The sequence below is a fragment of the Acidovorax lacteus genome (genome assembly GCF_039540375.1).
In the GTDB taxonomy this organism is placed as follows: domain Bacteria; phylum Pseudomonadota; class Gammaproteobacteria; order Burkholderiales; family Burkholderiaceae_C; genus Acidovorax_G; species Acidovorax_G lacteus.
Genome location: NZ_BAABEX010000005.1, coordinates 58662 through 73373, shown reverse-complemented (window position 1 = coordinate 73373; position 14712 = coordinate 58662). Strand labels below are relative to the sequence as shown.

Here is a 14712-nt window from a genome sequence, read left to right as displayed (position 1 = left end):
AACACAGCTCAAGCCAGCGGCCAACCACCGCCAACCCGCCCAACCGAGCCAATTGCTATTAATTTGATAGCTGCTCGTGCTTAACAAACAAGCACGAGCAACCCAAAACCCTCACCCCCCCAGCACCGCCCTGGCCGCCCCCACCACCGCCTGCGCATCCACCCCAAAAAACCGCCGCAACGCAGCCCGCGTATCGCTGCGCCCAAACCCATCGGTGCCCAGCGTCACCAAGCGCCGCCCCTCGGGCATCCAGGCGCGCACCGTCTCGGGCACGGCGCGCACGTAATCGGTGGCGGCAATCACCGGCCCTTCGGTGGCCTGCAGCAGCGCCGTGATCCAGGGGGTGCCTGCGGGCTGCCCGGCCAGCCAGCGCTGTTCGCAGGCCTGGCCGTCGCGGGCCAGTTCGCTCCAGCTCGTCACGCTGACCACAGTGGCCGCGATGCCCTCGGCGGCCAGGGCCACAGCGGCCTGGCGCACTTCGGTGAGGATGGCGCCCGAGCCCAGCAGCGTGACGGCCGGTGCGCCCGCCGCGGGGGTGGCGGGCGTGTGGCGCTCGAACACATAGGCGCCGCGCAGCACGCCTTCGGCCGCGCCTGCGGGCAGGTCGGGCTGGGCGTAGTTTTCGTTCATCAGCGTGACGTAATAGAACACGTCCTGCTGCTCGACCATCATCTCGCGCATGCCCGCGTCCAGGATCACGGCCAGCTCGCCCGCATAGGCCGGGTCGTACGCCTTGCAGTTGGGGATGGTGGCCGCCACCAGGTGGCTGGAACCGTCCTGGTGCTGCAGGCCCTCGCCGCCCAGCGTGGTGCGGCCCGAGGTGGCGCCCAGCAGAAAGCCCCGTGCGCGCTGGTCGGCCGCGGCCCAGATGGCGTCGCCCACGCGCTGGAAGCCGAACATCGAGTAGTAGATGTAGAACGGCAGCATGGCCAAGCCGTGCACGCTGTAGCTGGTGGCGGCGGCTGTCCAGCTCGCAATGGCACCGGCTTCGCTGATGCCTTCTTCCAGAATCTGCCCGTCCAGCGCCTCGCGGTAGCTGAGCACCGAGCCGATGTCTTCGGGCGCGTAGCGCTGGCCCACGCTGCTGTAGATGCCCACCTGCTTGAACAGGTTGGCCATGCCGAAGGTGCGCGCCTCGTCGGCCACGATGGGCACGATGCGCGGGCCGAGTGGCGCATCCTTCAGCAGCGTGCCCAGCATGCGCACAAAGGCCATGGTGGTGCTCATCTCTTTGCCGTCGGCCTGCAGCGCAAACTGCGCGTACTGGCCCACCGCGGGCACAGGCACCACGTCGCAGGCGGTGTGGCGCTTCGGCAGCGCGCCGCCCAGCGCGGCGCGGCGCTCGCGCAGGTATCGCATCTCGGGGCTGTCGTCGGCGGGCTTGTAAAACGCCAGGCCCGTGACCTGCTCGTCCGACAGCGGCAACTGGAAGCGGTTGCGGAAGGCGATCAGGTCGTCCGCGTCGAGCTTCTTCTGGCTGTGCGTGGTCATCTTGCCCTGCCCGGCCTGGCCCATGCCGTAGCCCTTTTTGGTGTGGGCCAGGATAACCGTGGGCTGGCCCCGGTGGGCGGCCGCGGCCGCGTAGGCGGCGTGGATCTTCACCAGGTCGTGCCCGCCGCGCTTCAAGCGGTCGATCTGTTCGTCCGTCATGCCCTGGGCGAGCGCGGCCAGCTCGGGGTTCTGGCCAAAGAAGTTGTCGCGGTTGAAGCGGCCGTCCTTGGCGGCAAAGGTCTGCATTTGGCCGTCCACCGTGGCCTGCAGCGTGCGCGCCAGGGTGCCCGTGAGGTCGCGGGCAAACAGGCCGTCCCAGTCGCTGCCCCACAGCAGCTTGACGACGTTCCAGCCCGCGCCCGCAAACAGGCGCTCCAGCTCGTCCACGATGCGGCCGTTGCCGCGCACCGGGCCATCGAGGCGCTGCAGGTTGCAGTTGACCACCCAGACCAGGTTGTCCAGCCCCTCGCGTGCGGCCAGGGTCAGCGCGCTCATGCTTTCGGGCTCGTCCATCTCGCCGTCACCGAACACGCCCCACACCTTGCGATGCATGCAGTCGAGCAGGTTGCGGTGCGTGAGGTAGCGCATGAAGCGCGCGTGGTAGATGCTGCTGATGGGCCCGATGCCCATCGAGCCCGTGGGGAACTGCCAGAAGTCGGGCATGAGCCACGGGTGCGGATAGCTGCACAGGCCCTGGGCACCAGCTGCGGGCGCGGTGATCTCCTGCCGGTAGTGCATCAGGTCTTGTTCCGACAGGCGGCCTTCCAGGTAGGCCCGCGCGTACACGCCGGGCGCGCTGTGCGGCTGGAAGAACACCAGGTCGCCCCGGTGCTGGCCGGGGCCCGTGCCTTCACGGGCGCGAAAGAAGTGGTTGAAGCCGCACTCGAACAGGTCGGCCGCGCTGGCGTAGCTGGCAATGTGCCCGCCCAGCTCGCCATAGGCCTGGTTGGCGCGCACCACCATGGCCAGCGCGTTCCAGCGCATCAGCGACGCCAGCCGCTCCTCGATGGCCAGGTCGCCCGGGAACAGCGGCTGGTCTTGCACCGCCACGGTGTTGACGTACGGGGTGTTGAGGTCGGGTTGCCATCCCACGCGCTGCGCGCGCGCCAGTTGTGCCAGCGAGTCCAGAATCTGGCGCGCCCGTTCGGGCCCGGCGGTGGCATACAACGCCAGAAAGGCGTCGCGCCATTCGGCGGTCTCGAGGGGGTCGGCATCGTGTGCCGAGGGCGCACCCAGCAGGTGCAGAGGGGTGGTGGCGTTCATGGGCTTCACTGTAGGGCTTGGCGGGCAGAATGTGATGCCAAAGCGCTGGGCATCACGGTGTTTTGCAGCACAAAATGCTGGCTTATGAGCAGTCCACAAAATATCAAGCTCGATGCCATCGATCTGCGCATCCTGGCCGAGCTGCAGGTCGATGGCGCGCTGTCGAATGTCGAACTCGCGCGGCGCGTGCACCTGTCGCCCTCGCCCTGCCTGGCGCGGGTCAAGGCGCTGGAGGCGGCGGGCGTCATCAGCCGCTACGTGGCGCTGGCCAGCGCGGCGGCACTGGGGCTGGGGCTCAATGTGTTCATCAACATCAGCCTGCGCACCCAGAGCAAAGAGGCGCTGGCCGACTTCGAGCGCCGCATTGCCGAACACGACGAGGTGATGGAGTGCTACCTGATGACCGGCGACTCCGACTACCTGATCCGCGTGGCCGTGGCCGACATGGCGGCGCTGGAGCGCTTCATCCTGGAGCAGCTCAGCCCCATCCCGGGGGTGGAGAAGATCCGCTCCAGCTTCGCGCTCAAGCAGGTGCGCTACAAGACGGCGCTGCCGCTGCCGCAGCCCGGGGCAGCGCGCCACCCAGGCTGAGCGCCAGCGCGTGCGCCTGGTCCAGCGCCTGCACGATGTCGGCGCGCAGGTCGGCCAGGTCTTCCAGGCCCACCGACAGGCGCACCAGCCCTTCGGCAATGCCGTGCGCGGCGCGCTGCTCGGGCGTGTAGGTCGAGTGCGTCATGCTCGCCGGGTGCTGGGCCAGGGTTTCGGCGTCGCCCAGGCTCACGGCGCGGGTGACGAGCTGCAGCGCGTCCATGAAGCGCACGCCCGCCTCCAGCCCGCCGTGCAGCTCGAACGCGATCATCCCGCCCATCTGGCGCATCTGGCGGCGGGCCAGCGCATGCTGGGCAAAGCCGGGCAAGCCCGGGTAGTGCACAGCGGCGGCGGCCGGGTGCGCGGCGATCAGCTCGGCCAGGGCCTGGGCGCTCTGGCAGTGGCGGTCCATGCGCAGCGCCAGGGTTTTCAGGCCGCGCATCACCAGGTGGGCGTCGTGGGCCGACATCACCGCGCCCGTCATGTCCTTGAGGCCGTACAGGCGCACGCGCTGGGCCAGTTCGGGGTCGGCAAACACGGCGGCACCGGCCGTGAGATCGCCATGCCCACCGAGGTACTTGGTCATGGAGTGCAGGCTCACGTCGGCCCCCAGCACCAGCGGCTGCTGCAGGTAGGGCGTGCAGTAGGTGTTGTCCACCACCACCTTGGCGCCCTGAGCGTGGGCCGCGGCGGCCACGGCGGCAATGTCCACCAGCCGCATGTTGGGGTTGGCCGGGGTCTCCAGGTACACCACGCGGGTGCGCGGGCCGATGGCGGTGGCCAGGGCGGCGGGGTCGGTCAGGTCGGCATGGCGCACCTGCACGCCAAAGCGCGCAAGCCCGTGGTGCAAAAACGAAAAGGTGCAACCGTAGAGCGTGAGGTCGGCCACGATCTCGTCGCCCGGCTCCAGCAGGGACCACAGCGTGGCCGTGACCGCACCCATGCCCGAGCCGAACACCACCGCGCCCGCGCCTTGCTCCAGGCTGGCCAGGCGTGCCTCCAGCAGCGCGAGCGTGGGGTTGGCAATGCGCGTGTAGAAGTAGCCGGGCTCCTGCCCCGCAAAGCAGCGCGCGCCGTAGGCCACGTCCGGAAAGGCGAACGTGGCCGAGGTGTGGATGGGTGGCACCAGCGCACCCTGGTGGTCGGCCGGGTCGTAGCCGTGGTGGATGGCGCGGGTGCTGAAACCGGCAAGGCTGGCGGGGGTGGTGGTGGTCATGCGGAGGCCGTCGGTGAGTGGGAATGCACCGATTCTTGGGCCAGCCGCCGGGCAAGATTTTGCGTTCTCAGGCCCGGAAAACCCTCAAAACTGGAATAATTTGCCCTTCTGTTAACCAACCAAGGCAATCCATGCCCCACCCTGCCGCCGACCTGGACGCCGTGGACCGCAGCCTGCTGCGCACCCTGCAGCGCGACGCCCGCACCACCGTGGGCACGCTGGCCGAGCAGGTGGCGCTGTCACCTTCGCCCTGCTGGCGGCGCGTGCGGCAGCTGGAGCAGTCGGGCGTGATTGCGGGCTACCACGCGCAGCTCGACCGGCACCGCGTGGGCTATGGCGTGCTGGGTTTTGTGCACCTGGGCCTGCACAACCACACCGACGAAACCACCGCCGCGTTCGAGCGCGAGGTGCAGGTGCTGCCCCAGGTGCTGTCGTGCCACAACCTTTCGGGCCGCTACGACTACCAGCTCGAAGTGGTGGCGCAGGACCTGGAGCGTTTTTCGGAGTTCGTGCGCAGCGTGGTGCGCAACCTGCCGGGCGTGCGCGAGATTTCAACCAGCTTTTCGCTCAAGGAAGTCAAGCGCACCACGGCGCTGCCGCTCGATTGAGCAGCAGCCGCAAGGGCAGCTCTGCATCACCCTGGCAAGGATGGGCGGGTGCGGGTCGGGATGGACCGCAAGGCGCTTTTGGCAGCCCATCGCCGCGCGATGGGCCAGAAAAGCAACGCAGCGGACCGCCCGAGGCCGTGCCCGCGCAGACCGCAGGGCGTTGTACAGCGCTTCCCTAGAACGGCACTGCGCCAGTGACCAGCGACTCCAGCCATTCGAGCGTGGCCGCCAGCTCGCCGGGGCGGATCTCGTGTGCCGACGGAAATTCGCGGTAGGTCACGCTCACCGGCAGGCTGTCCATGTGGTGGCGCAGCGCATGGGCGTGCTGCACCGGGATCACCGCATCGTGGCTGCCGTGGCTGACCCACAGGCGCTTGCCCACCAGCGCATCGTGCGGCGCCGTGAGCGGCACGGCCTGGGCCAGCAGGCGGCCGTGCCATACCAGCGCGGCGTGCATCAGCTCGGGCCGCGTGAGCAGCAGCGACAGCGCCATGATGCCGCCCTGGCTGAAGCCGCCCACCACCGTGCGCTCGGGCGGAATGCCGGTCTGCGCCTGGGCGGCGGCAATGGCCTCGGCCGCCACGGCGCGGCTGTGCGCCTCTTGCGCTTCGTCGATGGTGCGCTCGCCGTTCGGCTCGATGGAAAAGTCAAACCACGCATGGGCGCCGGGCCGCATGCGGTGCGGGGCGCGCAGGCTCAGCACATGGAAGTGCTCGGGCAACTGCGCAGCCAGCGCAAACAGGTCGTGCTCGTTGCTGCCCACGCCGTGCATCAGCACCAGCAGCCAGGGGCGCGGGGTGGCGGGCGCAGCAGGGCGCTGCAAAAAAGAGAGCGGAAGATTCAGCATGGACAAGCACGACACGGCATTTTGATCATCATCTCTGGCAGGCCCATCCACAGCGGCAGCAGCAGGCCAGGTCCCTCAATGCGCAGCATGCAGCGCGAAGCTGTCCATGGCAAGCATGCCGTACATCACCTCGCGGCTCAGGTAGTCGGGCCGGGCCCCTGCGCCTGCGGCACCCAGCGCAAAGAACAGCGGCAAAAAGTGGTCTTCGGTCGGGTGGGCGCGGGCTGCGTGCGGGGCCTGGCGGCGGTAGTCGAGCAGTGCGGCCACGTCGCCGCGCGCCACGGCGTCCTCCACCCAGCGGCTGAAGGCCGTCACATAGGGCGCGGGGGCGTCTTGCCCGCCAAAAAACTCCTGCAGGTTGTGCGTCATGCTGCCGGTGCCCACCACCAGCACGCCTTCATCGCGCAGCGGTTGCAGGGCCGCGCCCAGGGCCAGCACGTCGGCCGCGCGTGCGCCCACCGGCAGCGCCACCTGCACCACCGGCACATCGGCCTGCGGAAACAGGTGCATCAGCGGCACCCAGGCACCGTGGTCAAGCGGGCGCTCAGGGTCGGCCTGCGCGGGCATGCCCGCGGCCTGCCACAGGCCCTGCACGCGCTGGGCCAGCATTGGGGCGCCCGGGGCCGGGTACTGCAACTGGTACAGCGCGGGCGGAAAGCCGCCAAAGTCGTGCCAGGTGGCGGGCCGGGGGTTCGCCATCACGGCCGGGCCGCGCGCCATCCAGTGCGGCGACATCAGCACCACGCCCTTCAGGCCCGGGTGCTGCGCCCGCAGCGCGGCGCCCCAGCGCGTGAGGGCCGGGCCGCTCTCGCCTGCGTCGATGGCAAAGAGCGGTGCGCCGTGCGACACAAACAGCGTGGGCAAGCGGCCCGTGGCGGCGGGGCTTGCCGGGGAGGCAAGAAGGGAGTCGGGGGCGTTCGGGGTCATGGTGCGGCTTGGCGGGCAAAACGCGGGGGATCACGCTGGTGCGCCGCCCCCTGCTGCCCACACTGTGAGGCTTGCGCGCAGCCCCGCCAAGCCTGCCAGCACGCAACGCATTGTTGCGATTTCAAGCCCAATGACGCGTGGCTTACAAAAAGTGCGGCAGATTGCACCCACCTGCCCACCTGCCCACCTGCCCACCTGCCTGCGCGGCAGCGCACCGCTGCCAGCCGCCACACGCAGGCCACTACACGCAGGCCGTCACACTCAGTCGGCCACCCGGCCGCGCAACGCCTTCACGGCGCTGCGCTGGCGCTTGCCCTCGCGCCGCCGGATCTGCGAGGCCAGCGTGGGCCGCGTGGCGCGGCGCACGCGCGGCGGCTGGGCCACGCTGCGGATCAGCGCATCGAGCCGCGCCAGCGCGTCGGCGCGGTTCAGCTCCTGGCTGCGGTGCGTCTGGGCCTTGATGACCACCACGCCGCCTTGCGTGAGCCGCGCATCGTGCAGCGCAAGCAGCCGGTCTTTGATGTCTGGCGGCAGCGACGAGGCCGCCACATCAAAACGCAGGTGCACCGCGCTGGACACCTTGTTCACGTTCTGCCCGCCCGCGCCCTGGGCGCGCACGGCCGTCCATTCCACCTCGTCTTCGCGCACCCAGTGCAGGGCGTGGCGGGGGTGGCGCAGCGGGGTCATCAGTGGAACGGTGCCCGCGCCTCAGGCCGCGGCCTGCCACTGCGCCAGCCCGTCGATGGCCAGGCCGTAGCCGCCCACGCCAAAGCCGCACATCACAGCCCGGGCCACGCCCGACAGGTACGAATGGTGACGGAAGCTCTCGCGCGCATGTACGTTGCTGATGTGCAGCTCCACCAGCGTCACGCCCGTGCCCTTGACGGCATCGAGCAGCGCAATGCTGGTGTGGGTGTAGGCCCCGGCGTTGAGCACCACGCCCGCCAGCGCGCCCTGCGCGTGCAAGCGGCCGGCTTCGTGGATCCAGTCCACCAGCGCGCCCTCGTGGTTGCTTTGGTGAAAGCGCAGCGCAAACCCGTGGCGCGCGCAGGCCGCCTGGCAGAGCTGCTCGACATTGGCCAGCGTCTGCGCGCCGTACACCGCAGGTTCGCGCGTGCCCAGCAGGTTCAGGTTGGGGCCATTGAGGACGAAAACGGTTTTCACGGCAGCGGGCTCCGCACAGGTTGGCAAGGGTGGAGCCGCCGATTATGAAATGAAGCACGGCCCGTGCCGCGCCACCACCCGGCGCCCTGACCATCACCACACCAGCCTGCGCAACCGGCGGGCGCGCTGTGCGGGCAGCCCCCACGCCCGCGCCGGGGAAGTGCGGCGGCCCCGGCGCTCAATCGTCCCAGTGCTTGTGGTGGCGGTGGTGCCGGTGGTGGCGGTACGGCCGTTCGTAATAGCCGTAGGGCTGCACCACCACGGGCGGTGCCGAGTAATAGATAGGCCGCGGCGGCGCGTAATACACAGGCGGCGGCGGGGCGTAGTACACCGGGCGCGGCGGCACATACACCGGGGCCGGGGCCACATACACCGGGTAGCCGTTGCCCACCCCCACGGCCACACCGGGGGAGTTGATGCCAATGGACCAATGCACGTCGCGCGCCTGCGCAGCACCAGCGGCCAGCAGCGCGGCAGCGCCCACGGCGGCTGCGGCCAGCCAGCCGGATGCAGAACCTTGGGAAATCGTCTTCATGAAAGTCTCCTGAAGGGGGCGGTGCCAAGGCACCGAAGGGGCCCATGCAACCGCCCGCAGGCGCTTAACGCGCCAAGTGGCCCAAACGATGTCATGCCGAGCGCGCGCGATTGTTTCCGAACGTACAGCCCGCGCGGGCTGGCGACAGATGGCACGGCACCCCCCGCCTAAAATGAGGCGCATGAGCACTTCTGCCCCCGCCAACAGCGCCGCGCCCAGCGCCGCCACCCCCACCGAACCCACCCGCCCCAGCAACTTTCTGCGCCAGATCATCGAATCTGACCTGGACAAAGGCACCTACGCCAGCCGCCGCTGGGGCGGCAGCCCTGGCGACGCCGCCCACCACGCCCAGGGCGAGCCCGACCCGGCCAAGATCCGCACGCGCTTTCCGCCCGAGCCCAACGGCTACCTGCACGTCGGCCACGCCAAGAGCATCTGCCTGAACTTTGGCCTGGCGCGCGACTACGGCGGCGTGTGCCACCTGCGCTTTGACGACACCAACCCCGAAAAAGAAGACCAGGAATACGTGGACGGCATCATCGACGCCGTGCGCTGGCTGGGCTTTGACTGGGCCCAGGTGGGCCAGGCCGCGGGCAGCGCGCAGCCGTTTCAGGCCAGCGATTACTTCGACTTCATGTACCGCGCGGCCGAATACCTGATCGAAACCGGCCACGCCTACGTGGACGAGCAGACGCCCGAGGAAATGAAGGCCAACCGCGGCGACTTTGGCAAGCCCGGCGTGGACAGCCCCTTCCGCACCCGCACCCCGGCCGAGAACCTGGCGCGCTTTCGCGAGATGCGCGACGGCAAGCTGCCCGACGGCGCGGCCGTGCTGCGCGCCAAGATCGACATGGCCAGCCCCAACATCAACCTGCGCGACCCGGCCATCTACCGCATCAAGCACGCCGAACACCACCACACCGGCAACAAGTGGTGCATCTACCCGATGTACACCTTTGCCCACCCCATTGAAGACGCGCTGGAGCAGATCACCCACAGCATCTGCACGCTGGAGTTTGAAGACCAGCGCCCGTTTTACGACTGGCTGCTCGACCGCCTGCGCGAAGGCGGCCTCATCAGCACGCCGCAGCCGCGCCAGTACGAATTTGCGCGCCTGAACCTCACCTACGTGGTCACCAGCAAGCGCAAGCTCAAGCATCTGGTAGACAACGGCATCGTCAGCGGCTGGGACGACCCCCGCATGCCCACCATCGTGGGCCTGCGCCGCCGCGGCTACACGCCCGAGGCGCTGCAGCTCTTTTGCGAACGCATCGGCGTGACCAAAGACTATTCGTGGATCGACTACAGCACGCTCGAAGGCTGCCTGCGCGAAGACCTGGAACACAAAGCCCACCGCGGCATGGCCGTGCTCGACCCCGTCAAGCTGGTGCTGACCAACTGGGCCGAAGCCTTTGGCAGCGACGCCTACACCGAAGACTGCACCCAGCCCGCCCTGCCCCACAGCGCCATTGCCGAAGGCCAAACCCCGCCGCCCGACCGCGTGTTCAAGATCGGCAAAGAGGTGTGGATCGAGCGCGAAGACTTTGAAGAAGTGCCGCCCAAGGGCTACAAGCGGCTCTACCCGGGCAACGTGGTGCGCCTGAAGGGCGGCTACGTCATCGAATGCACCGGCTGCGCCAAGGATGCCAACGGCACCGTGACCGAAGTGCACGCCAAAGTCATCCCCGGCACCAAGAGCGGCACCCCCGGCGCCGACAGCGTGAAAGCCAAGGCCGCCATCACCTGGGTGGGCGTGCAGGACGGCGTGCAGGCCGAAGTGCGCCTGTACGACCGCCTGTTCACCGACGCCCAGCCCGACGCGGGCGGCAAAGACTTCTTGAGTTTGCTGAACCCGGGCAGCTTGAAGGCGGTGACGGCGTTTGTGGAGCCGTCATTGGCGGCTGCCCAGCCGGACCAGAAGTTTCAGTTCGAGCGGCACGGCTACTTCGTAGCCGACCGGGCGGACCATGGCGTGAGCGGGAAAGTGGTGTTCAACCGGGTGACGGGGTTGAAGGATTCTTGGGGGAAATAACAGCCACACGCTCGCACAGACATGGAGTTGGGGTTGACATTGCCCCCGGAACGCTTGCCGATTTGACCGGCAAGCCGTTTCGGGGTTGTCTCGACGAGCGAGTTGGCATTTTGAAAAACCTCAAACGGGGCCTGCTTACGCCTTTCCACGTTCAGGCGTAAGAGGTTCAGTCAAGCGCCTTCAACTCCGCAAATTTCGCCGCCATCGTCGGGGTTCTCTTGCAACTGGTTTCTGACAATGACGAGATGAACTCGCTCTTTAGCGCATCACGCTCTTGAGCCATCACGCTCACGGCCTGGTTCACCGCCAGTTTCCGTACCCCACATCGCTAGCCGCCAGGTTGGCTTGCAGGGCCTGAATCTCGGCGTCTTTTTTGCGGCTTCGGCCTGCAGCGCCTGGGCCAGCTTGGTCTCGGCCAACTGGGCATCAGCCTGCTGTGCGCTGCATGCTTGGGCCAGCTCGCTGGCCAGCGCATCGCGCTCTTTGCTCACCGTGCCCAAAGCCTCGGTACCGGCCAGCTTGCGCGCCACCTCGCCCGCGTCGAGCTGGGTTGTCAGCGCCTGAATCCGGTGTCTTTGGCCGCCGCTGCCTTTTGCAGCGCATTGGTCACCTCCGTCTTGGCCAGCGCAATGGCGCCCTGCTTTTCCCGCTCGGCCAATTTGAGGCGCTCGTGCAAAGCTTGCTCAAACTCGCCATGGCGCACCTGCTTGAGGATGCCGACATACACCGCCTCGTCGATCTTGAAGGCTTTGGTGCAGTGGGGGCAAATGATTTCGTGCAGGGCGGGTATCGTGTATTTCGTGTTTCGTCGGGTGGGGAGCATAGCGGGCACCATGCGCAGCCATGCGGGTGCGCCGCACGCAAGCCAGCGCAATCCAGCGCAGGCGGTGAATGCCATGTCGCCAGCCTCTTGTGCAGCAACAGATGTGCGGCGAAAAGCGCATTTATTCGCCGCATTATTTGCGGTGAATAACCTCCATAATCACCGCATGCGCCCCCACCGCCCCACCCGCACGCCCCGCTACCTCTGGCAGTTGCCCGATTGGCCGAACCTTGCTTTTGATGCCGCCGCCCTGGCCGCGCCACTGGCACAGGTGCACCGCGCACAGGGCATGCTGGCCGGGCGCATGGCAGAGCTGGGGCTGGCGCAGCGCGACCAGGCCACCTTGCAGGTGCTGACGCAAGAAGTCGTCACCACTAGCGCCATTGAGGGCGAGCGGCTGGACCTGGACGCCGTGCGCTCCTCCGTGGCCCGCAAGCTGGGGCTCGATATTGGAGCCCTGGCCCCCAGCGACCGTAATGTGGACGGCGTGGTGGATGTGGTGCTGGACGCCACCCGCAACTTTGACCAACCCCTGACCGCCGAGCGCCTGTTTGGCTGGCACGCGGCGCTGTTCCCCACCGGCTACAGCGGGCGCATGCGCATCACCGTGGCCGGGTGGCGCACCGATGCCAGCGGCCCCATGCAAGTGGTGTCCGGCCCAGTGGGCAGAGAGAAAGTGCACTTCGAAGCCCCGCCCGCCGCCACCCTGCCCGCGCAAACCCAGGCCTTTTTTGACTGGTTTGAAGCCGCCCCAGTGGGCGACGCCCTCATCAAAGCCGGGCTGGCCCACTTGTGGCTGGTCACCCTGCACCCGTTTGACGACGGCAACGGCCGCCTGAGCCGCGCCGTGGGCGATATGGCCCTGGCACGCGCTGAAGGCACACATCAGCGCTTTTACAGCTTCAGCGCACAGATTCAGCGCGAGCGCAAAGACTATTACGACCAGCTAGAAGCCACCCAAAAAGGCCCGCTGGACGTGACCCCGTGGCTGCACTGGTTTCTGGGCTGCCTGCTGCGCGCCGTGCAGGGCTCAGACGCCACACTGGCGGGCGTGCTGGACAAAGCCCAGTTCTGGCAGCGCTGGGCGGGCACGCCCATGAACACCCGCCAAACGCAGGTGCTGAACCGCGTACTGGATGGCATGGAAGGCAAACTGACCAACGCCAAGTGGGCGGCGATGGCCAAATGCTCGCCCGATACTGCACTGCGCGACATCAACGACCTGTTGGCCCGGGGCGTGCTGGCGCGGCTGGAAGGTGGCGGGCGGAATACCGCCTACACCTTGGTCAAATAGGCTGCTAGCGCTTTAGGAATAAGCGCTAGCAGCTATCAAATCAGAAGCAATTCGCGGTATAGCAACGCAGCAAGTCACCACCACCTACCCCTGCGCATACCGCGCCAGCCGCTGCGCCAGCGTGCTGGTGTGCAGCTCAAACAGGTGGTTGTCAAAGTCGTAAAAGTACAGTGACTGCCCCTCGCCCTCCACCCGTGGGCGGGGCGGCTTCACTTCTGCCCCCAGCGCCCGCAGCCGGGCGGATTTCAGATAGAGATGCCTTGCAACCTGCACTCATTTTCCACTATTTAAATTACTCTACAAATCGAAGCCGTTTACCTTCCAGTCGTAGAAACAAGCAAGCTTACGAAAGGGCGTTGAAGAAGCGCCTTGCGTTTTTATTCTTTCAATATTCTTTAACAAAAATTTTTCCAGCGCCGACAAATCCAGCAAGCTTTCAGGCATAAATGGTATTAAATATGCCGCAACGGAAGGGTCAAATTTTCTCTGAATCTGAGAAAAACTCAAGCCGCCTGCATCTCTCTTGTAGCGCTCTTTATATGTCACAGTCTGGTAGAACTCAGCCCCCTTTAGAGGCAACCGGCCAGTCAAATCATAGCCCGAAGAATTCAATGCACTCTTGTTGTCAATTTGAACACGCCTCAAGTGCTTAAATATGGGAATATATTTTGTCGCAGCAGAGACATTTGGGATTGTATCCGACAAGATGAGGTCACTCTTATAATTTGCATCAATCAGCAAATCAACAAATAGGTCTATTACCTTTATGCCCTTATAGCCAATCCTGCTAGCTGCGTCTGTAGCTACACTTAAACCCACAACAAACTGGACTTCTTTTTCTTTTGATAACTCTGTCTCGTTAACCACATGCATTCGTTTGCTGGGCTGAGTGCTGCTAACTATCTCATAAAATTGCTGCTTATAGAGTCTCAGCAATCTGACTGGTATCTTTTTCTCCACCGCAGATATCGCTTGATAAACCGGTGAAAAATCATCACTTTTAACAACCGTTGTTGGTATTGATCTATTACCAAACTGCAAGGTGTAACCCTCAATTGAACTGGGAGCACCTTTGGCTCTTTGTAAAAAAATTAAGTTTTTACTCAATTTGGTCAGCTTCTCCTGATCCAAAACACCAACGATAGATGAAAGCAAAGAAATGATATTTTCATCCTGCATGGAATATCCAATAAACACAACAGGATGTTCAACAAAAATCGTGATTAGCTTGGCAGCAAGATAAGGATTCAGTCTGTGAAAATTTGAATAATCATCCGCGGTCAATACCAAGGTTTCGTGGTCGGATGCACAGCCATGAATTTTATAAATTTCACCAACTGACTGCGGGTTAGAAAATAACAAATCCTCCTGACCAATATATACTTCATGCTCTGGAAATATCTCCTCCAGAAGACCGTCCCAATTAGTTGTGATAATTCCGTCAATGTTTATTGTTTTCAATACATTAATTTCATCCTCAAGCAGATATTTTCCAGATTTAGATAGATTATTTATATAGCCGCAGATCTCCCACCGCAAAGCTGATGTTTTATTGGAAAGCTTCTTTCCATTTGAGAGAGACTTGAAATTATCTCTATTTTTCGAAAAACCATTTTCATTCCACCATCGATCATGGTAACGCTCTGCAAGCAGAGTGGCCACATTGGGGAGGTTTTGCGATGCAGTAGCCATCAATTCATCAAACTCATCTTCATCCCTACAGAACTTCTTAAGAAGTTCATCCCATTGCGGAAGATTAAAATATCTTCTCGAAAACCCCGATCCAACAAAAAGAAAAGGAGAGGAAGATGTGGCACGCAAAATACTCAAAATATTATTTTCAATTTCTTGACTATTCATAATTCAAACCGCAAGAAAAATCACCAACAAATACAGATTTAAAATTTATCGTTAGATGAAGCAG

General features: G+C 64.7%; 14 protein-coding genes and 1 pseudogene. 4 read left to right on the top strand and 11 right to left on the bottom strand.

All coding sequences use genetic code 11. The annotated features are described in order from the left end of the window. Nucleotides 1-111: 111 nt before the first annotated feature. Complete coding sequence (mdeB, locus tag ABD866_RS03395) at nucleotides 112-2754, bottom strand: alpha-ketoglutarate dehydrogenase (RefSeq protein WP_345061145.1); 2643 nt, start codon at nucleotides 2752-2754, stop codon at nucleotides 112-114. A gap of 102 nt (nucleotides 2755-2856) precedes the next feature. Here mdeB and ABD866_RS03390 point away from each other — a divergent pair, with 102 nt between their 5' ends. Beyond that, a complete protein-coding gene (locus ABD866_RS03390) occupies nucleotides 2857-3345 on the top strand; it encodes an Lrp/AsnC family transcriptional regulator (RefSeq protein ID WP_345061151.1) in 489 nt (162 codons plus the stop codon). On the opposite strand, the gene ABD866_RS03385 is transcribed toward ABD866_RS03390, so the two are convergent. Further along, nucleotides 3278-4558 (bottom strand): methionine gamma-lyase, encoded by a 1281-nt coding sequence (locus tag ABD866_RS03385; protein WP_345061143.1) that lies wholly within the window; start codon nucleotides 4556-4558, stop codon nucleotides 3278-3280. The genes ABD866_RS03390 and ABD866_RS03385 overlap by 68 nt on opposite strands. A 131-nt stretch (nucleotides 4559-4689) precedes the next feature. Here ABD866_RS03385 and ABD866_RS03380 point away from each other — a divergent pair, with 131 nt between their 5' ends. Continuing rightward, a complete protein-coding gene (locus tag ABD866_RS03380; protein WP_345061141.1) occupies nucleotides 4690-5166 on the top strand; it encodes an Lrp/AsnC family transcriptional regulator in 477 nt (158 codons plus the stop codon). A 175-nt stretch (nucleotides 5167-5341) separates the two neighbouring features. On the opposite strand, the gene ABD866_RS03375 is transcribed toward ABD866_RS03380, so the two are convergent. The 5 genes from ABD866_RS03375 to ABD866_RS03355 form a co-directional block, all read right to left on the bottom strand. Continuing rightward, complete coding sequence (locus ABD866_RS03375; RefSeq protein WP_345061139.1) at nucleotides 5342-6013, bottom strand: alpha/beta hydrolase; 672 nt, start codon at nucleotides 6011-6013, stop codon at nucleotides 5342-5344. A gap of 75 nt (nucleotides 6014-6088) precedes the next feature. Next, nucleotides 6089-6940, bottom strand: a complete 852-nt coding sequence (locus ABD866_RS03370; RefSeq protein ID WP_345061137.1) for a DODA-type extradiol aromatic ring-opening family dioxygenase — start codon at nucleotides 6938-6940, stop codon at nucleotides 6089-6091. Between the two features lie 261 nt (nucleotides 6941-7201). After that, the gene (gene arfB, locus ABD866_RS03365) at nucleotides 7202-7627 is read right to left on the bottom strand and encodes an alternative ribosome rescue aminoacyl-tRNA hydrolase ArfB (RefSeq protein WP_345061135.1); all 426 of its coding nucleotides are present in this window, start codon (nucleotides 7625-7627) and stop codon (nucleotides 7202-7204) included. A 21-nt stretch (nucleotides 7628-7648) separates the two neighbouring features. Beyond that, entirely contained in the window at nucleotides 7649-8104 is a 456-nt protein-coding gene (gene aroQ, locus ABD866_RS03360; RefSeq protein ID WP_345061132.1) for a type II 3-dehydroquinate dehydratase, read from the bottom strand. 178 nt (nucleotides 8105-8282) lie between these two features. Next, a complete protein-coding gene (locus ABD866_RS03355; RefSeq protein WP_345061129.1) occupies nucleotides 8283-8639 on the bottom strand; it encodes a hypothetical protein in 357 nt (118 codons plus the stop codon). 181 nt (nucleotides 8640-8820) lie between these two features. Between ABD866_RS03355 and ABD866_RS03350 the strand changes: the two genes are divergently transcribed. After that, nucleotides 8821-10671 carry a glutamine--tRNA ligase/YqeY domain fusion protein gene (locus ABD866_RS03350; protein WP_345061126.1) on the top strand — a complete coding sequence of 617 codons (1851 nt, stop codon included), beginning with the start codon at nucleotides 8821-8823 and terminating at the stop codon, nucleotides 10669-10671. 266 nt (nucleotides 10672-10937) lie between these two features. Here ABD866_RS03350 and ABD866_RS03345 read toward each other — a convergent pair whose 3' ends face one another. Further along, the gene (locus tag ABD866_RS03345; protein WP_345061123.1) at nucleotides 10938-11201 is read right to left on the bottom strand and encodes a hypothetical protein; all 264 of its coding nucleotides are present in this window, start codon (nucleotides 11199-11201) and stop codon (nucleotides 10938-10940) included. A 23-nt stretch (nucleotides 11202-11224) separates the two neighbouring features. Then, a complete protein-coding gene (locus ABD866_RS03340) occupies nucleotides 11225-11569 on the bottom strand; it encodes a hypothetical protein (protein WP_345061120.1) in 345 nt (114 codons plus the stop codon). A 91-nt stretch (nucleotides 11570-11660) separates the two neighbouring features. On the opposite strand from ABD866_RS03340, the gene ABD866_RS03335 reads away from it, so the two are divergent. Beyond that, nucleotides 11661-12788 (top strand): Fic family protein, encoded by a 1128-nt coding sequence (locus ABD866_RS03335; RefSeq protein ID WP_345061118.1) that lies wholly within the window; start codon nucleotides 11661-11663, stop codon nucleotides 12786-12788. An 84-nt stretch (nucleotides 12789-12872) separates the two neighbouring features. Here the strand turns inward: ABD866_RS03335 and ABD866_RS03330 are convergent. After that, a pseudogene (locus tag ABD866_RS03330) lies at nucleotides 12873-13028 on the bottom strand (VOC family protein); the annotation flags it as partial. Between the two features lie 57 nt (nucleotides 13029-13085). Further along, complete coding sequence (locus ABD866_RS03325) at nucleotides 13086-14648, bottom strand: SIR2 family protein (RefSeq protein WP_345061114.1); 1563 nt, start codon at nucleotides 14646-14648, stop codon at nucleotides 13086-13088. Between the last annotated feature and the right edge of the window lie 64 nt (nucleotides 14649-14712).